Below are 20,864 nucleotides of genomic sequence, written 5' to 3'. Positions count from 1 at the left end.
TTGTGGCAATCTATCGTTGCAACAAAATTTTCTTTACAACAGTTTTGTGCTGATTTGATAATTGTAGCAAATAAACACCCGTAGGCAAATTCGATAAATCCATCGACTGTTCGGAGGCGTGAAAAGATTGCTGTTTGAGCAACGTACCACTGATATTATAAACACTAATACTCTGAATTTCATTGGTTTTCCAACGAATCAAACCAGAAGTAGGATTGGGGTATACGTCCCAATCCAAAGGATTTTGTTCAGGAACTGAAGTGATTGGTGGTGGTAAGGGTTTGTTGCCCATCACCGGTCTAATCATCAAACTACCTCTAAAATAGGCTAAATTGGGGTCATTTGCAAAAGAAGTATAAGGAACCCATTCACGACTCAGATTTACAAATATCTGATCTTCATGGCTATGGTTGCGATCCAGCCCAATCGGAACCCCATCTTGTCCAATTTGCAACCATCCTACATAAAAAGTATCTTTTACTGCGACTCCAAAATCAAAATTAAACTCTACAAAACCATTGCGTAAAGCAGAATATTCGACTTTAAAACTTTGCTGATACAAAAGCCTTTGGGGGGCACCGTTTCTATTATCCCAAACTTGAATCGTAATAGGCTGACCCGTCAAATCTTTTAAGGTAGGCACAACATTAACTCTTACGGCCGACAGGGTGTCTGGCTTATTTAAAAAATACCTTACAGCTGCTCGTTGTAGGGGTTGATTCATATACACCGCCGACTCAGCAGTACCATCATCATAAGCATAGTAATTATTTAGAATAGTCTTGCCAGAGATAGTGTCGTTTCGTTTCAGATTAATGTTTCCAATTAAAGAATCAGAGGTCGCCATCAAAAACTTACTTACAAGAGTGAATGGTTTAGTTGCATCTAAAATAGAGAGCGGAGTAAGTTTGAGGCGTTTTGGTTGAGAACTTGCCCCTGGTAGTGGATTAGGAGAAGTTTCTTGAAAATTTTGAAAAATCTGACCACTGTTTTCCTCTTTCAAAGTATAAGAAAAAGAAATCGAATTAGGGAAATTAAATAGATTAGTAATATCAGTACTAATAGAATCAGCAGTTTCGGCCGCAGGGTTAGCTATATACTGCTTTAAGGGCATGGAGGTGTATCTTTTTAAAAAAGAACTTACAGGGAGCCTACACGCTACATCTGCTATAAATCTGTCTGAACTGTTACGTCCTTTGTTGAGATATACATAATCAATATGCCATGCGTCAAATTGGCCAGAGAGGCGGGCAAAAGCTTGAAACCGAAACTGAAATTTAGCGTGAAAAAAGACAGTGTTCCTAATAGTCAAATTGGCAAAATTAAAATTATTGTCAGGTGTACCACCTGTTTTTGTCCATACAGTACGCCATTGCGATGTATTGTCTAAAAATTGCACGATTAGTGAATCATTGGCATCGGGTAGTTCATTAAGCCCTTTTAATTGCCAATAAAAACTTAAAAAAATAGAGTCCTTTGGGCTTAAATTTGATAAATCAATCGCGGCTGAAGTAAGGGTATCACCTGGCCCTGAGGCATTTTGATTGGTGAAATTGTAGGGCTTGCCATTGGCTCCTGCGCCGTCAAAAGTAACTACGTTTAGAGTGGGGTGATTGATGGTGGCTGTATTGTTAACATAAGTTCCGCCCGCTTTCCAAAGAGAAGGATCAAGACTTCCATTGATAACCAACGAAAAATCATCAAAAAAAGGAAGCTCCACCGCCTGAACGCGTGCTTTGCTAGGGAGGGTTTTGGATTGCACTGGCCCTGTCGGAAAGCCGACTAATTGGGCTTTAAGAGGAAACCCTAAAAAGAGAATACAAACAAAAATGCAAATGAAGTGAGAAAATGCTGAAACCTTGCTACTCGCTATGTCACTAATCCGGTAAAGTAAATTGTATTTTCTCACTTCTCTAAAATTATTCATTTTGTTGTTGTTCTGGTTGAGGTTCGTTTGTCCCCACTACCCACAAATCTATGGTTTCTCCTACTCGAATTTTATTACCAGCCCCTGCTTCAGGATTTTGTCTGACCACAGTTCCGGGTGGTTGACTAGCATCGTCTACATACTGAATCAAAGGTTTGGCAAGATTAGAGCCTTTGATAACGAAAAGAGCATCTTCTAATGTACTACCTACAACGTTTGGAACGTCAAATTCAGTATTTCCGATTCCGTTTCCTACTTCCAAATCTATTTTTGAGCCTTGTGGAACTAATGTTCCGGGCTGTATCGGACTACCATTATACAATTGACGCCTTACCGAGTTGTGAGCCAAATCGGGTACGTAGATGATTTTACCACGTTGCAAACCTAATCTAGCTAATTCGCCTTCGGCACTGCTCAAAGTACGGTCTTCGAGCTGAGGCATTTTGACATCTGGGGCGTTGAGAGAAGTGATATAAATATATATTTTACGACCTTCTTTGACCCGCATGCCAGATTTGGGATGTTGTCTGATGACACTCAGCGGTTTGGCGCCTACCACAAAAGTACAATCGGCTACTTCGTAGCGTAAATTGCGCTCATCCAAATAATCCTCAAGCTGCTCCACACTCATACCACTTAGGTCTGGTACCGTAATACTTTGCCCATGATTGGTAGTGAATGGTAAATACAGAAAGAAGAACCCCAAAAATAATGCCACAACTAAGGCAACAACGAGACTAATATGAACAAAAAGGTCTGTGCGCGAATTGGTACTAATTTTCATACAAAATTTATTGGTAGAATAAAGCGCTTAAAAACAAAGTTCTGAATAAATAAACGACTCTTACCCGCTATTAATGAGTTTCATGCAAAGAAAATCTAAATTTCTGAAATGGTAGTAAAATAGCTTTGATTTTGTACTTTCTTATGTGTTTTATGTGCTTGGTTCAACTTAAAGTACAAAAACACATCAAATGAATGAATGATGTAAAGCATGATCAAGCCAATCAAACGGCCTGATTGCCATTCATGTAAAATGTCTATCAAATCAAATTTGAGAAACAGAATTTTGTCTACACTTCATTAAGTAGTGTTTACTGTTAATCTTCCTACAGTCATGATGTTTTTTCGTCAAACTTACGAGAGTCTACGCTTTGCTTGGCAAGCTTTACGGTCTAATATCCTAAGAACTACGCTCTCGTTGCTAGGAGTGACCGTAGGAATTTTTGCTATTATTGGAGTTTTCACCATAGTAGATTCATTAGAGCGTAGCATTAGAAATAGCTTGGCCGAAATCGGAACCGACGTATTGTATGTACAAAAATGGCCTTGGGGGTTTGGTGGAGAGTATCAATGGTGGAAATATTTTCAATGGCCTGAAACTACCTATAGTGATTATAAATTTTTGGCGGAGCGTATAGAAGGCGCCGAGGCTGTGGTAGTGATGGATTTCATGGGTGGGTTGAGTGTCAAAAACGGCAACAACAGCATGGACGCCCTTCTGCAAGGTATATCGTATGATTATAACAAGATATCGGAAGTTGAAGTTGAAAAAGGTCGTTATTTCACTCCTCAAGAAATAGATGCTGGTCGAAGTGTAGCGGTGATTGGCGCCGATATAGCCGAGGCATTGTTTCCAAACAATCCCGATCCAGTTGGCAAATCATTTAAAATAAAAGGCCTCAACTACGTTATTATCGGGATACAGAAGAAAAAGGGGAAATCTCTTTTTGATATTGCGGGCAATCCAGATGAAAAAGTGCTGCTACCTTATTTGACCTTTGCCAAATCGTTTCAAAGTCGAATCGGCAACAGTGTCGATATAGTGGTGAAAGGTCGCCCTGAAGACGAAGGACTGATTGAGATGGAATCAGAGGTAATCGGAATCCTTCGTTCTAAACGTGGACTTAAACCTACCCAAGAAACCAATTTTTCAATCAATCGCCCCGAAGCCGCCACCAAAGCCGTGTCAGGATTGTTTGGCGTAATTACGCTGGCAGGGTGGGTAATTGGTAGTTTTTCTATTTTAGTAGGAGGTTTTGGAATCGCCAATATTATGTTTGTATCAGTAAAAGAACGTACAAACCTGATTGGAATTCAAAAATCGCTAGGTGCTAAAAATTACGTCATTTTGTTCCAGTTTTTGTTTGAAGCAATGTTTCTAAGTTTGATTGGAGGGCTTGTAGGAATCTTGCTGGTTTATTTTTTATCCTTTATTCCCCTCGGGAGCTTAGAGATTGTGCTTTCTCCCAAAAATATCATGCTAGGTTTGAGTGTATCAAGTATTATTGGTGTTCTTGCGGGGATTATCCCGGCTTTTGGGGCTGCTCGCATGGATCCCGTGGAGGCTATTCGCTCTAAATAAATGTTTTTTTATTCCGCCAAAATTTTGGGAAGTTTGTAGCTAGTATCTGCCAACTACTTCCCATGAATTATTTCTATTTATGTCTTGCTTTTTTGATTGGAGTTGCCAACTCTATTCAGTCGGGAGTTAACTCGCAACTTAGAATCGATACCAAAAACGCTCTTCTTTCTTCTGTTATTTCTTTTGGTACGGGCTTTCTGGCACTTGTTGTCTGCTATCTTTTTTTTAATAAAGAGCCCATACCGCCTTTCGAAACTTTCAAAAATATTTCTTGGTGGAAATGGATGGGGGGCTTACTTGGGGCTTTTTATATCGTGACCGTGATTATTACAGTGCGCGACATTGGCCCCGCCAATATGCTTTGCCTTATCATAGCAGGACAGCTCGTGGCGGGAGTATTGATAGATCATTATGGGTTGATGGGCTTTCCGGTACATACTATCAATACTTGGCGCATAGTAGGCGTAGGCCTGATTGTAGGAGGGGTATACTTGGTTCTTAAAAATTGATGTATTGTAAAAAAACTGTCTTATGAAATTGAAAATTTTAGGTCTCTGTTTATTGTTGCCGTTGATGTCTTTGGCTCAGCAAAACGCATATTTGTTTTCGTATTTCGTCAAAAATGGAGAAGATGGCCTTCACTTTGCTTACAGCACCGACGGGCTTCACTGGAAAGCATTGAAGGGTGGAAACTCTTTTTTGAAACCCGCCGTGGGAAAGGATAAACTGATGCGTGACCCTTGTATTTACCAAGACAAAACGGGGACTTTTCACATGGTTTGGACGAGTGGGTGGTGGGACAAAATCATCGGTTATGCCTCTTCAAAAGACTTGGTCACTTGGTCAGAACAGCGAGCTATTTCGGTGATGGAGCATGAACCCACGGCTAAAAATAGCTGGGCACCCGAAATTGCTTACGATGACAAAACGAAACAGTTTTTGATATTTTGGGCAACCACCATTCCTGGCCGACATACCGACGTGGCCGATTCGGAGCGCGAAAAAGGCTTGAACCACCGTATGTACTACGTTACAACCAAGGATTTTAAGACATTCAGTGAAACAAAGCTATTTTTTAATCCCGATTTCAGCGTCATTGATGCGACTATCTTGAAGCGGGGCAAAAACTACGTGATGTTTCTGAAAAATGAGAACCCCAATCCGCCCGAAAAAAACATCCGTATCACCGAAGCGAAAAGTGCACTGGGGCCATTTCCTACAAAAGTTTCTGAACCTATTACGGGAAAATACTGGGCCGAAGGACCTACCGCGATTGAGGTGGGAGATTACGTGTATGTTTACTTTGATAAATACACACAGCACAAGTACGGAGCGGTACGCTCAAAAGACCTGAAAACATGGGAAGACGTGTCGGAGCAGGTAACATTTCCTGAAGGTATTCGTCACGGCACAGCCTTCAAAGTGCCGATGACGCTGATGGAAGCTTTACAGAAATAGTGGTAGACATAAGAGAATGAAAATACAATAAATACCATAGTCGACCTAATATACCCTATTTGTAGATTTTGGTGTGTTTCTTGAGAGTATCTACTGATTTAGAGTGGCTAAATTGGTAAATACATGAAAGTTTCGTGGTATAATGTTGTTTTTTTGTGGATAAGTGCCTTGTTTTTGTTAGTAAATACAATAAATGCGCAACTTGTCAATAGCTTCACGAGCGAAAGCCCCGCCATTACTTGCCAACCCAACGGCGCCGAGACCGTAGTGACTATCACCAACGGAGCCACTGCTCTGACCAACGCGACCATTACGATTCAGTTGGGCGTAGGCATTCAAATGGTTCCAACTTCCACGCAGTCCTTGCAAGGTCCTGCGGTGGTCGGAACGGCAGTGAATCTAAATGCACCTAACTTTACGGTAGCTTCTTGGCCTGCGAATACGACGTTAAAATTTTCGTTTCGCAAAAAAGCAATTTGTGCTGCTCGTGCCCAAAAAATCAGCGGGGGTGGTTTCCAAGACGTGATTTCTATCAAAAATAGTAGCGGAACGACCCTCTCCATTTTAGGGACAAAAACGGTCAACTATGACGTGATTTATGCGTCATTGAGTATCACTTCGGCAAGTACTTCGCCCGTTTCGATTAATCCTGGCCAAACCGCCACCCGTAGCATGACCATCAGCAATGGGTCATTTGGGCAGTTAGAGGAGTTTCTTTTTGCCGACATTACCAGCGCGGGCAAGTTTACTTATAGCGATTTTCGCATCAATCCTGCCAACACCAACATCAGTATTCCCGTGTCGGCCATCAGCACGTCGGGCGATTCGGTAAAAGTAGCTTTCAACAAGGCGTTGATTAAATTTATTGGCGACGGTGATGAAGCGTTTGAATTGAATGAAAATTTTGTTTTACAATATAAAATCACCGTAAATCCTTGCTGCCCAGCAAGTACTGTGACATCGAAGCTGATTGCGCAATGGGGCTGCGATGGGCAAATTTGCCAAACGGCCACTGACAATACCCCTTCGATTTCGGTAACGAGCGTGCAACCTACGCTCACTTTTTCGACCCGAACGACCACGCCGCGCTGTTTTGATACGCCAGCCAAACAAACCATTGTGGTGGCCAATACAACGGCCTATGCCGCCACCAACGTGAAAGTGCAGTTTGGAACGGTCAATAGCTCGCCCAATTTTGACAACGCCCAGCAACTGTATTTAGCAGGGCCGTATTCGTACCGAATCAAAAATTTTGGAACACCCAAACGACGACGCCTACCCAATTAGCAACGGCAACCAATGCCTGCGCACCCGCTAATTCCCCGTCACGAATGGAAATCACCATTCCGACAATAGCACCTGGCGATACGGCTTTCATTGATTTTTATACCGTTTCTTGTTGTATTGCTACTTGTAACGCCGCTTATACGCCGCGCCGTTGGGGGTATTCGGGTACCTACAGTGGGGCTTGTGCTACTACGACATATACCCGTACGATTCAGTCGGGACAAAATGAAACCTACTCCGCAAATACGTTTTCGTTGGACTCGCCACTGCAAGTATATGGTGGTCAGACATTTACCATGGAGGTATTGTCGAATGGTAACGGTGTGCCGTCGTTGTATAATAGCGCGCCCGCCTATTTGGAATATAAATATACGATACCTTCGGGCTTTGTTTTTTCGGGCAATGCCGCTGATTTTTCGCTGATTGATGCTGGAGGAGTCACCCGAACGCCCAACTATTTTGACTTTTCAGGGGGTGTTTTGACCGTGCGCTTCAATGCCCCCATTAGTTTTAACCAAACCCGCTCGCGAACCCTCATTAAGCTTACTGCCCAATGTGGCACGGCAGGAAATAAGACGATTGGTTTTCAGTCGCAATTTATAACTGACCCGAGCTGTACAACAGGCTGTGGAGCTTTACCGCCGCAGTGTTCGAGCATTGTCACTGAATTGTTGTGTCCAGGCGGGGCATGTACGCACGGAATGAAATGGGCTTTGTACGACATTCGACGCATAACAACGGGCAGCCCTGATAATAATAACGACAGTAGCCCCGATGCCACAGGAAACCTTGATTTGGCTAAGTTAGACCGTTTTGTGGTTGGCGATACCCTTCGTGCCGTCTATGCTGGAAGAGTTAAAACTTCGGCAACCATTCCTAGTTTTACCTATGGATATGCCACGGCTTCCATCACCAACGCCGACGAAATAGCCGACGCGCGTTATACGGTTCAAATTATACGAGGGGCTAATTCTTATACCTGTACGAACCTCTCAGCAACGGTAACAGGTACGACAACCAAGGTATTTACCTACGATTTCAGCACGACGACCTTGATTTCAAGGTCATGTTTGCCCGCAGGTTTTACATTTGCCAATGGTGATTCGGTGGTGGTAACGGCCAAGTACATTGCTAATAACCTCACGGCCAATTCGTCAGTAGAGGAAGTGTTGGACATTACACCTGAGTTCTATGTTGCCAACGTTGTGGCACCAACTGCTGCCCAAAAGTACCAATGTGGAACGCGTAAAGGACGGGTGCGGCACTTTGATATTTTTAATAGCACTACTACATCAAACACCAATTTGAACGGGTGCGGCAGTTTTACGTTGGTCAATAACTTCAATTTTAGCGTTGGAACTTCTACCAGCACTACCGCAGGCGCTAACATTTTTACCAACGAATACCGCATTTTCCAAATACCCGCTACCTCCAAAACCCTGGCTTCGCCTGCCACTTATACCATTAATAAAGTCGATATATCGTTGACTCGCTCGGTAGGGTATAACACAACGACGACCAACATTACCATCCCAAGTTCGTATTATTTCTATTCGGGAGATACCCTGATTGTCAATCTTCAACAGCTTTTTGTGAACGGGCTTTTGCCTTATCCCGAAGAAGGCTATGCTTTCCGCGAAACTCTCACGCTTACGCCCATTGGGGCGGCAGGTTATGTTAACTCTTCCAGCTCAATTCGGACTTTTACGCAATACCGAAATCTGCCTCCACTCTCGGCTTTGACGGGAGCGACCGTCAACAGTACTAACTTGAGTAGTACGGTAAGCTACAATGCGCCTGTCTTAAAAATAAGTACTTCACAGCCTACAGTCAACGCCACGTCGAGTTCGGTGTCGTGGGATGTGGTGGTGAGCAATACCTCTACCTTGGCCGATGCGCCGTTTCCGTGGCTGACTGTTAAGAGCAAAAACGGGACGTTCGTTTTGACCCAAGTACAAGACATTGCGGGTACAGCAGTTAATATTGCTCCCAATGCGGGCGGAATTTACCAAGGAAGCTCAACCATTTCAAGGAATGGAAGTAGGAGGTACCGTATCACGGGGACGACCAACTTTTGCGGAAGAGATACCATTCAAGTTTTTACAAGTTGGTCATGCTTAGGGCTTTCCAGCGGTTCTACCTTAGCTACTGTTCCTTATATTTCAGACTCATTATCGCTTTATTACGAGGTAAAACCTTCTCAGATTTCGGCTACCATTACCAAAGCCGCTGGGCCTTTCGACATGTGCCAGCCGTTTGAAGTAGAAGTGCGCATTGTGTCGGGGCAGCCTACTTCGGTCAATAGCATTTTGGCTAACCTTGAGTTACCGACCAATAATGGAAAGATTGGGTTGGATTACATTGCGGGGTCAGGCACGATTGAATATCCCAAAGGAACAACAAAACGAATTTTCAGCACGGCAGGAGATAACTTAATTTTAGCAGCTCAAAATGCCCAAAACTCGACTTTGCCGTTTGATTTGGGCGTTATTGATCCCACCAACTTTGGTACTGGAAAAAGCCTGTCGGGGGTTGGTTCGGCACCTAACAACGAAGCTGTCATTCGTTTTAAACTTCAACCCAATTGCGATTTATTATCTGGACAACCCTTTGGGTTGCGGGTGTTTGGTAAAGACCCTTGTGCGAATCCAGCACTGGGAAATTCAGAATATGTTCAAGGGTTTGCCGTGAATATTCGGGGTGCCAATACGCCTTACAAAACGCAAGTGAGTCTTTCGCTGCCTTCCATTAATGCCTGTGCCAATGTCAATTATCCGATTGGAGTAAGCGTCCTAAATTTAGGTTTGTCAGTCACCAATGACAGTGGTTTGGTGGAAGTTCAGCTTCCTGTGGGTTATCTGCCCGTAGCGGGTTCGGTGGTATGTAGTTCAAGTTTTTGTCCGCCCAATTTGAATAGTTATACAGTTGTAAATTTGCCCAACGGTGGTAAATCACTGACGTGGCGAGTGGCGGCTGGAATGCCCATTGGAGGCGCAATGAATTTTACGTTCCAAGTACAGGTAAACTCCTCAACCTCTTGTAGTACCGAGCAAGTGGTTGCCCAAACATCCTTGCCTTTTGATGTATTTTGTGGAACTACGCTTTGCCCTGATTTTAGGGTATTGACGGGGCTTGTTTCGGATACTATTTCGGTTAAAAAGGCCAATTTTACCTACATTTCTCACAGTATCGCCTTTACGTGTAGCAGTGCAACGGGGCAATTTAAGTTTAAAAATACGGGAGCTCCTGTAGCTGCTGGAAATGCTACAACTGTTGAGCTTTACCAAGACAAAGACAAGAGCGGCACTTATACGGCAGGTGACGTATTGCTTCAAACCTATTCGACAACGCAGGCCATTGCCACCAACGAAACCCTCACTTTAAGCGGCGCTATTCCTTATTCGGAACCGATTCCGTGTCCGTTGGTGGTATTAGTCAAAGGCTGTGCATGTACGACTTATCAAAAGAATTTGGGAGGTGATTTTAAATACGAAAACGCGGGCATCGATGCTACTACTTGTAGCAATGCCCCCGCCCAAGTAGGTTGTAGCGCAGGCTTGGCAGGTTATACGTACGAGTGGACGCCCGTGGGTGCGGCATTGTTGAGTGAATTAAGTAGTACGACCGTGGCCAACCCAACTGTAACAGTGGTCAACAACGGAACGACGCCCATCATTCGCAAATATTTACTGAGCACGACCCATTCCAGCGGCTGCGTGACGACCGATGAGGTACAAATCACCATCAACCCAGCGCCCGTTGCCTACGACGCGACGCTCGAAAAGTGCGATGACGGCGACGGTCGCGTTGATTTTACCTTGACCAATGCCAGCGCCATGGTAACAGGCGGGCAAGCCAATATGCAGGTAACTTACTTTGCAACTCGGGCCAATGCCGCCGCCAACGTAAGTCCTTTGGGAAGTACGCGTTCGGCGGTGAATGGAGATTCGGTTTTTGTGCGCGTTTCAAGACTGAATGAAAACTGTTTCAGCGTCGGAAAAGTCACGTTGGTAGTCAACCCTTTACCTACTGTTTCGGCAGTAGCGACCAATGCCACTTGCTTTGGTGCGGCAACGGGTAGTGTTAATTTAACCCCAACGGGCGGAACGCCCAATTATACTTTCCTTTGGTCAAACGGGGCTACTTCAGAGGACATTAGCAACGTAGCTTCTGGTACTTATTCGGTCACTGTGACGGATGCAAAAGGATGTACCGCCACGGCTTCCGCTGCGGTAGGGCAGCCTACTCAGTTGACAGCTTTAATAGCTCGAACTCCCATTACGTGCAATGGTTTAACGAACGGTAGCCTCAATTTGACGGTAACAGGCGGAACGCCAAATTATACATTTGCGTGGTCAAACGGCGCAACAACTGAAGACTTATCTGTCTTATCGACAGATGTTTACAGTGTTACGGTGCGAGATGCCAACGGATGTACGGTGACCCAAAGCGATACCATTACCCAACCAACCGTTTTGCAATTGTCAACTACGCAAGTGGATGTAAAATGCAACGGTGCCGCAACGGGACAGATTGATTTGACCGTCACGGGAGGAACCGCACCTTATACCTACCAATGGAGCAACAGTGCGACAACCCAAGATGTAACGGGTTTAACGGCAGCTACTTATACTGTAACTGTAACTGATAAAAATGGCTGCCAAAAATCGACCCAAGTAAGCATTACGCAGCCTACGGTTTTGGCAAGTAGTAAAGTAGTGACCGATGTGAAATGTTACAATGAAAATACGGGAGCGACTGACCTGACCGTGACGGGAGGGACAGAGCCTTACACCTACGTATGGGATTCGGGGCAAACCTCACAAGACATCATAAGCCTGAAAGCAGGTACTTACCGAGTGACCATTACGGATGCCAACGGATGCGTAAAACGTGATTCGGCCACCGTGACTCAAGCGCCTTCTTTCTTTATTTTTGGTAGCCAAACCAACGTAAAATGTTTCGGTGAAGCCACGGGTTCGATTACTTTAGATGCCGTTGACGGCGCAACTCCACCTTATAGCTATTTATGGAGTAACAGGGCTACTACGCGTAATTTGACCAACCTAGCTGCGGGTGAATACACCGTCACGGTGACGGATGCCAATGGTTGTACGGTTAAAGGAAGTAATCATATACGTCAACCCGAACTTTTGGAGGTAGATGTGACTTCTAACGATGTAACTTGCCCAAATGCTTCTTCAGGCACGCTTATTTCATCTGTGACTGGTGGGGTAAAACCATATCGCTACGAGTGGCGCAATGCTAACAATGACATTGTAGCAACAACTTCAAGTGTTTATGGTTTGCCCATCGGCAGTTATACACTTTCGGTGATTGATTCCAACAACTGCATTAAGCAAACTTCCCCAATAATTATTAGCCAACCTTCCGCTTTTTCGGTACAGTACGACAAAGCAGATGTGTCATGTGCAAACAAAAACGACGGAACCATCACCGTCAATGCAAGTGGTGGAACGGGCGTGCTTACTTATACGTGGTCAGACGGAGGAACGGGAGCAACCCGTACGAGCTTAGTGGCTGGAAAATATTCCGTAGAAATTTCGGATGCAAACGGCTGTAAAATTACAGTATCGGACATTGAAATCACCCAGCCTTTAGTGCTCGAAGCAGAGGGAACAGATATTGACACAAAATGCTACCAAAATTCCGACGGTCGCATTGATTTGACCGTAAGAGGAGGAACCCAACCTTATAGTTTTGGTTGGTCGAATGGCAGTAGCATCGAAGACCCACAAAACCTAGCTGCGGGTACATATAATGTGACGGTGCAAGATAACAAAGGCTGTACCGTGACGACTTCTGTGACAGTTTCGGAACCTACGCCTTTGGACTTAACGATTGTTCCCCAAAATGTTACTTGTGCAGGAAGCAGTACGGGACAAGCCAACTTAACAGTGACGGGCGGGACGGGGCCTTATACTTATTTGTGGTCAAACAATGCCACTACCGAAGACGTAACAGGTCTATTAGCAGGCGTTTATACCGTAAATATAACCGATGCCAATGGCTGTAAAACCAACGGACAAACGACCATTGGGCAACCTGATTCCCTCAAAGCGTCGGCCACAACCCAACGCGTAAGCTGCTACAATGGCAATGACGGCAAGGTGGACTTGACCGTTCAGGGGGGAACGTCACCATATACATATCTTTGGTCAACGGGTGCGACGTCGCAAGACTTGACGGGCGTAAAAGCAGGTTTGTATTCGGTGATGGTGAAAGATGCCAACCAATGCGAAACCACCTTGTCGGTAACGGTGACTCAGCCTGATTCGCTACACCTTTCGTTTACCAAAACCGATGCCCAGTGCCGCAGTAAAAACGACGGCAAAATTTCAGTTTCGGTGACGGGCGGCGTAGCACCGTATCAATACGCGTGGTCAAACGGAGCGACCACTGCCCAACTTCAAAACTTGGAGGCAGGTTCTTATACCGTTACTGTCACAGACTCCAATCTTTGCCAAAAACAACTGACTATTACCGTAGCCGAACCTGATTCGTTAAAAATTGAAACCCTTTTGACGGCCGTAAAATGTTACGGAGGAACCGACGGTAAAATCGACCTCAGTGTATTCGGAGGAACGCAACCATACACCTACGCGTGGTCAAATGGAGCAACTTCTCAGGATATTTTGGCCACCAAAGCGGGAAATTATACAGTGACCGTCACCGACGCTCAAGGCTGTGAAAAAGGAGTAAATGTAACCCTGACGCAGCCCGATTCGTTGCATATTTCGGCGGCAGTGCAGAACGTTCATTGTAAAAATGGCACCGATGGTAAAATCAATTTGACCATCACAGGGGGGATAGCCCCTTACCAATACACTTGGTCGAATGGTAAGACCACCAAAGATATTGAATCCCTTGCCGTAGGTACTTATTCGATAACGGTGCAGGATGCTAACGGCTGTACTGCCTTTTTCCAAACGACGTTAACCGAACCTGATTCATTGATAGTCACTTACCAAGCTGCACCGATTTTATGCAAAGGGGCTACTACCGACGTCAACGTAAGTGTGCGCGGCGGAAAAGCACCTTACTCGTACCAATGGGCGCACGGCGCGACGGTCGAAGACCTATTGGCAGTCAAAGCAGGTACATACTCCCTGACCGTTACAGACTCAAATCTGTGCGTAAAAATGGTACAGCTGGTGCTTACTGAGCCCGACTCGCTCAAATTATCGGCCACTGCGCAAAGGGTAAGCTGTAAAGGTGGAGCAACAGGAAGTATTGATTTATTAGTAACGGGTGGCACGATGCCTTACAGTTATGAATGGTCGAATGGTGCTGTGATTCAAGACCTTGCCAACCTCAGCGCGGGCTCTTATAAAGTAAAAGTGAAAGATGCCAACGGTTGTGCTGATAGCCTGACAGTGGTCGTTTCGGAACCTGACCCGTTGAAAGCGACCTATGCTTCCAACGATGTAAAATGCAAAAGTGATAATACAGGACGCATCGACGTCTCGGTGATGGGAGGTTCACTGCCGTACAGTTATGCATGGTCAAACGAAGCAGTGAGTGAAGATATTGCGAGCCTTGCAGGGGGAGTTTATATGCTGATTGTTACTGATAAAAATGGTTGTAGCACCGATCTTCGGGTAGTGATTGGCGAGCCAGATTCGTTGAAATTGTCACTTGCACCCGAAAACGTGACTTGTAAGGGCTTAAGTTCGGGGACGATTTTATCGACAGTTTCGGGCGGAACAAAACCGTATCAGTACTTGTGGTCAAACGGTTCTACTTTGCCTAACGTCTATGGGTTGCCCGCAGGAACTTATACCTTGACCGTCGTGGATAGTAACAACTGCGTAGTTTCGGCTTCTGCCACTCTAGCCGAACCTGCCGAATTAGCCGCTAACGCCGAAATCAAGCACGTATCGTGTTTTGGCGGAAACGACGGTAGCATTGATTTTAATGTGCAAGGCGGAATGGGAACTTATACATATTCGTGGTCAAACGGGGCAACGACGCAAGATATTTCTAATCTGCAAGCAGGGGTTTATCGCCTAACGGTGAAAGACGAGAATAACTGTTCGATTGAGATAGACTTCACCATTACCCAACCGAATAACCCAATTTCGTTGACCTTAACACCTACTTCGCCTACCTGCCACAACGGCGAAAACGGAAAAGTAACGTTGGCCATTATGGGTGGGACAACGCCTTACAAGGTACGCTGGTCAAACGGTGCCGAAACGCAGGACATTGCTGATTTAAAAAGCGGTTGGTACAAAGTAATAGTTGCTGATGCCAACGGATGTACAACCACCGACAGTGTTCAACTCATGAATCCTGCATTGTTGTCGTTGGTAGCTAAGGGAGATACCGTTTGCGAAGGCGATACCGTGAAACTTTCAGCTACTTATGACCCAACGGCGCAAATTAGCTGGACGGGGCCAGTAGGATATGCTTCGGGTCATCCTAACCCGATGATTATTAACTCACAACTGTACCAAGCAGGAACCTACGTTGCCACCGTGACCAAAGGCGAATGTATCCACACTGATACAGTGCAAGTGGTGATTCATCAGCGTCCTTCGATGATGGTTATTTATGCGGGTTGTATTCCCAATTCATATGAAATTCGTGTGCAGGTATCACCAAACACCCAATTCTCGTCTGACGAAGGAACGGTCACTTACGAGGGTAATAATAAATACTATATTCGTTACATTCCAAACAACAAGATTGCTACGTTTACGGTTACGAATCAGACAGGATGTTCGATGTCTCAAAAAGTTGACCGTACGATTTGCGACGACAATCAGCCAATCCCATGTACCAACAATCCGGCTGGCCCCAATGCATTTATTTGTGAACCCACAGAGACGCATTCATTGCCCAAACCGACCAATGGCCGTTATTGGATTGCGTCGGCGTCAAATCCAAGTTCGGCCTTTGTGGATACCACAGGGCTAGTATCGGGGATGAGTGCAAATGGTGAATATCGCTTTATTTTGGTATCTCCGCTTGATAATTGTTTTGATACAGTGAGTATCACGCGGTCGGGTATCCCTAGTTTTGGAGTGTTATTGTCGCAACCGACCTGTGCAGGAAGTAATGCTAAAAAAGATGGTTATTTAAAATTAACTGATTTTGAAACATCGGCTACGTTTGGAATAACCCCAGGTACCATTTATGATGAGACAGTGATTCAACAGGCTATTCCGGCAAACGGGATATTATTACAGAATATTAGCAATCCAAGTAGCGTAGTAAATTATACTATTCGGGTGGTGTCAGCCCATGGTTGTTACACCGATAAAAAGGTTACTTTACAGCCTATTTATTGTGAATGCCCCGTTGAGCTTTGCATACCCTTTCAAATTCAGCAAAGAAGAAAAAAATAATACACTCCTACTATTTGCATTTCAGCACAGAGCTATCAATTTGGGTAACTCTGTGCTGAAAAATCAGTGGAAAATCACTAATATTTTAGCTATTCTACTGAATCATCTCAAATCCGCAGTAAGGCACCAACGCTTTCGGAATACGGATTCCTTCTGGCGTTTGGTTGTTTTCGAGCAGGGCAGCCAAGATACGCGGCAATGCCAAAGCTGACCCATTGAGGGTATGTAACAACTGCGTTTTTCCGTCGATTTTGTAACGTAGCTTGAGGCGATTGGCTTGGTACGTTTCAAAGTTAGAAACAGAGCTACATTCCAACCAACGACCCTGAGCACCTGACCATACTTCAAAATCGTAGGTAAGGGCCGAAGTAAAGCCCATATCGCCACCGCACAGGCGGATGATACGGAAAGGTAACTCCAACGCTTGAAGCAATCCTTTTACGTGCTCGGCCATTTCGTCGAGGGCTTGGTAAGACTCTTCTGGCTTCCGTACCTGTACAATTTCTACTTTGTCAAACTGGTGAAGGCGGTTGAGCCCACGTACGTGCGCGCCCCAGCTACCCGCTTCGCGGCGGAAACAAGGGGTGTATCCCACGTTTTTGATAGGTAACTCACTCTCTGCCACGATAACGTCACGATACAGGTTCGTGATAGGTACTTCTGCGGTTGGAATGAGGTATAAGTCATCGGCAGTGGCGTGGTACATTTGGCCTTCTTTGTCGGGCAATTGTCCTGTACCAAAACCCGATTCGGCATTGATTAGAATAGGCGGTTGCACCTCCATGTAACCTGCTTCAACGGCTTTGTCCAAAAAGAACTGAATCATCGCCCGCTGAATACGCGCCCCTTTTCCTTTGTAAACAGGAAAACCTGCTCCTGTGATTTTGGTGCCAAGTTTGAAATCAATGATGTCGTATTGCTCAATCAAGTCCCAGTGAGGCTTGGCGGTTTCGGGTAGCGTAGGTTTTTCTCCCCAAAGATATACTTCTACGTTTTCTTCGGGCGTACGGCCAGGAGGAACGCTTTCGTGGGGAAGGTTGGGGAGTAATACCAACGTCGCTTGAAGTTGCTCTTCTACCTCTTTCAGACTTTCTTCCAGCGATTTTGCGCGAACTTTGAGAGTGGATGTCTGAGCTTTAGCCGCTTCGGCATCTTCTTTCTTACCCTCTTTCATCAACTGCCCGATTTGCTTGGCTAAGGCGTTGGATTGTGCCAAGGTAGCGTCCAACTCACTTTGCGTATCACGACGCTGTTTGTCTAGTCCTAAAATAGTGTCCACCGCTTCGGTAGCACCTTTAAAATACTTGCGTTCCAACCCTGTAATGGTTAGTTCGCGGTTTTCGCGGATGAAGTTTAACTGTAGCATTTTTAGAAGTTAATTTTCCAAACGGTTATGGCAGTATTTGCCATTTTTTCTTGACGTTTGCGTAAAGTTTCGGGAGTCCACTCTGTATAGTCAATATATTCTTTAGTGATCTTATACTGACTGTTGCGATAAATAGACTTTTTATATTCAAATAATTTCGACCCGATTTTATTATTTAAGCTTTCCTCCAAAAGGGTATAATTGCCAAGGTATTCACAGTAAATATCTTGTTCTTCAGGTTTAAAATAATCATTCCATCCTTCTGCTGGGTTTTCGGGTAAAATATGCTCAATAGTTACCTTAGATTCTTCATAGGCAATATCAGTAGAAGACAATTGATTCTCTAATGATGTTAAAATATATCGAATAAGTTTTTTATTCCTTCCACTGTAAGGCATTGCCTTTGTCTTAAAATTATTTTTGAATCGTTCATCATCTACATATACTACTTTCAATTTATGAATAGCGTCTTTAGCTGTTTTTATTTCCTTGTTTGAGATTTTATTTGCAACCTCATTAAAAATATATTCTAATTCATTTGGGTTGAGATTACTAATAATATTATACCTGAATGAGATGATAGAAATAGCTTGCAATAACTTGGTAAATTGAGTGCTTGGTAAGTGTTTATAACCAGCTAAAAGCAGTGGATAACACTGAGTTACATTAAAAAGTTGAATATCTGCTATGTGTTTAGATTGATTGTTGTCTCTACTTCGATCCCAAATTTCAGCAGCTGAATTTGAAAGACTGCTATAAATCTCAACAGCCTCCTGCAAGTCATCAAGGAGTGTGGCGACTTGTTCAGGGTTCTTGTATACTCTTTTTATGGCCTTAAACAGGGTTTGCTTCCTTTCTAAAGAATATCTTGAATTCCAAAAATGTCGTAAAAAAGTAGAAAAGTCATCGCTACCTAATGCTTCGCTAATACTTTGCCATTGGGACTCTGCGCTTTTTAAATCAATATCACTTGTTTTAAAAGCAATTGAAAAGAGATAGTTTTTGAGTAAATCAGATGTCGAAAGTTTAATTCCTCTCGCATTTAATGTTTCAAAAATTTTATAAGCATTTAAATCATCTTGTACGTTTATTACTGTAAAAACTAGTCTTTCTGCTATAGATTTTTCAAGAAATATGGCTAATTTTTCAGCGTTTTTATCTTTTGAAAATTTCTCTTTTAGTTTATGTAAGAAAAATTCATAGCTTCTGAGAATGCGTTTGTTTGATGTTTTTTGGCGAGAAATATTGATTGGTTTGCGAAATTTGAGGATGTATTGTTGATAAAAGTCGTCGTTATTTCGATTTAGAGAGAGTTTGGGCGTTATGTTTATAGATGAGGCAGATTTATTGCCAATAAACCCTCTTTCTAATTCATTACGGCGTTCTTTTGTTATATCAGGTTCGATTCCTTCTTGTATCCAATCATCTAATAATTTTATTCCAGATAAATACAATAAGCTTAAAGTAGTAATACGTTGCTGACCATCTACAATAGTAAACGTTTTATTCTCTGTATTTTGCAGAACTAAATATCCCATATAATGATATTCTTCATCTGCAAGATGCATTATATCATACCACAAATCTTCCCATTCACTAATATCCCAAGAATAATCACGCTGATAGGCGGGGACGGTATAAAACCGTCCATTGCCTATCAATTCGCTATATGTTTTTGATTCAGTATTTAAGGTTAGTGCCATATTATTGTGCATTAAAGATAGTCTTCATCGCATCTTCATAATAGAAGAGGCGCTCATTTAGGACATTGAGAGCTTCGGCTTTGTCTTTCGTCCATACCAAAATCGAAAGGTTGTGCTCTGATGCCCCGTATGAAATCATTCGGATTGGAATGTGTTTCATAGCTTCGAATACTTTCAGAGCGATTCCTTCTTTGTCGGCTTTGAAGTCACCTACGATACAGATAATCGACAAGTCGCGGTCGTGTTCTTCCAAATCAGCGATTTCGCTCAAATCCGCCGTGATTTCGTTCAAATGCGTATCATTGTCGATTGTTACAGCCACCGAGACTTCCGAGGTTGTAATCATATCTACGGGCGTTTTATATTTTTCGAAAATATCAAATACCTTTTTCAAAAATCCGAAAGCATTCAGCATACGAGTTGAGTGGATATAAATAGCCGTAAGGCCATCTTTGGCGGCAATCGCCTTGATTTCGCGGTCGGTCGTAGTGGTGGCAATCAACGTGCCAAAGGCTTTGGGCTCCATGGTATTTTTCAAACGAACGGGTACTCCGCGCAATTTGGCGGGGGTAATGGTGCTTGGATGTAAGATTTTTGCTCCAAAATAAGCCAATTCTGCGGCTTCTTCAAACGTCAACTCACGAATGGGGAACGTACGTTTTACAATGCGTGGGTCGTTGTTGTGCATTCCGTCGATGTCGGTCCAGATTTGGATTTCTTCGGCACGAATTGCGCCCCCAATCAACGAGGCGGTGTAGTCAGAGCCACCGCGTTTGAGGTTGTCTACTTCGCCACGAGGGTTGCGGCAAATAAACCCTTGCGTAACGACGATTTGTTTTTCTGGATGATGACCGAGCATATCGCTCAACAACTCTTCAATTCTTTCTAATTCGGGCTCGCCATCGTGGTCAATACGCATAAAATCCAAGGCAGGCAATAGTACTGAACTTTCGCCTACTTCTTCCAAATACGCTTGGAACATCTGCGTACTCATAATTTCGCCTTGTGCCACCAATTCTTTGTCTTGCTTGAGGCCAAAAGGGCGACTTTTTAACACTGAGCGAATAAAGTTAAACTCATTGTCAACCACTGCTTGACCTTTTTTGAGTCCTTCTTCGGTACTGTATAATTCTTTGATAAACGCGTCGTAGTGCGCTTTCAAAGCATCTACTTTTTCTTGTATTTCGGCTTCGTTGTTTGCCTTGGCCGAATCGCCCATCGAAATCAACGCGTTGGTGGTTCCCGAAAGCGCCGATAATACTACGATTTTGCGGCCACTATCTGCCGTAATTAGACTTCTGATTGAGTGCATCCGTTCGGGTTTTCCTACCGACGTACCGCCAAATTTCCAAACTTGCATTTTGTTACTGAATGATTATTGGTG

General features: G+C 44.0%; 10 protein-coding genes. 5 read left to right on the top strand and 5 right to left on the bottom strand.

The window, feature by feature from the left end:
* Window positions 1-10: 10 nt before the first annotated feature.
* Entirely contained in the window at window positions 11-1,927 is a 1,917-nt protein-coding gene (locus G563_RS33620; RefSeq protein WP_051210730.1) for a T9SS type A sorting domain-containing protein, read from the bottom strand.
* Window positions 1,920-2,711: a PASTA domain-containing protein gene (locus tag G563_RS0103295; RefSeq protein WP_028664047.1), complete on the bottom strand. Its 792-nt coding sequence runs from the start codon at window positions 2,709-2,711 to the stop codon at window positions 1,920-1,922. Before G563_RS0103295 ends, G563_RS33620 begins: the two co-directional genes overlap by 8 nt.
* Before the next feature lie 333 nt (window positions 2,712-3,044).
* Here G563_RS0103295 and G563_RS0103285 point away from each other — a divergent pair, with 333 nt between their 5' ends.
* From G563_RS0103285 to G563_RS37870, 5 genes are all read left to right on the top strand, one after another.
* Window positions 3,045-4,292 (top strand): ABC transporter permease, encoded by a 1,248-nt coding sequence (locus G563_RS0103285; protein ID WP_028664046.1) that lies wholly within the window; start codon window positions 3,045-3,047, stop codon window positions 4,290-4,292.
* Between the two features lie 62 nt (window positions 4,293-4,354).
* Window positions 4,355-4,801: a DMT family transporter gene (locus G563_RS0103280; protein ID WP_028664045.1), complete on the top strand. Its 447-nt coding sequence runs from the start codon at window positions 4,355-4,357 to the stop codon at window positions 4,799-4,801.
* 22 nt (window positions 4,802-4,823) lie between these two features.
* Entirely contained in the window at window positions 4,824-5,750 is a 927-nt protein-coding gene (locus G563_RS0103275; protein ID WP_028664044.1) for a glycoside hydrolase family 43 protein, read from the top strand.
* Between the two features lie 123 nt (window positions 5,751-5,873).
* Window positions 5,874-7,037 (top strand): hypothetical protein, encoded by a 1,164-nt coding sequence (locus G563_RS0103270; RefSeq protein WP_028664043.1) that lies wholly within the window; start codon window positions 5,874-5,876, stop codon window positions 7,035-7,037.
* A 44-nt stretch (window positions 7,038-7,081) separates the two neighbouring features.
* Entirely contained in the window at window positions 7,082-16,411 is a 9,330-nt protein-coding gene (locus G563_RS37870; RefSeq protein WP_037325828.1) for a SprB repeat-containing protein, read from the top strand.
* Window positions 16,412-16,505: 94 nt separating this feature from the next.
* On the opposite strand, the gene serS is transcribed toward G563_RS37870, so the two are convergent.
* The 3 genes from serS to G563_RS0103250 are packed head-to-tail and all read right to left on the bottom strand — an operon-like array spanning window position 16,506 to window position 20,840.
* On the bottom strand, window positions 16,506-17,777 hold the full coding sequence (serS, locus tag G563_RS0103260) for a serine--tRNA ligase (protein ID WP_028664042.1): 1,272 nt from the start codon (window positions 17,775-17,777) through the stop codon (window positions 16,506-16,508).
* A gap of 2 nt (window positions 17,778-17,779) precedes the next feature.
* A complete protein-coding gene (locus tag G563_RS0103255) occupies window positions 17,780-19,480 on the bottom strand; it encodes a DUF262 domain-containing protein (protein WP_028664041.1) in 1,701 nt (566 codons plus the stop codon).
* A gap of 1 nt (window position 19,481) precedes the next feature.
* A complete protein-coding gene (locus G563_RS0103250) occupies window positions 19,482-20,840 on the bottom strand; it encodes an aspartate kinase (RefSeq protein WP_028664040.1) in 1,359 nt (452 codons plus the stop codon).
* Window positions 20,841-20,864 lie beyond the last annotated feature (24 nt).

The sequence above is a fragment of the Runella zeae DSM 19591 genome (genome assembly GCF_000423565.1).
Taxonomy (GTDB): Bacteria; Bacteroidota; Bacteroidia; order Cytophagales; family Spirosomataceae; genus Runella; species Runella zeae.
Note: the sequence above shows the minus strand (reverse complement) of the source record. Positions and strands in the feature narration are given on the sequence as shown.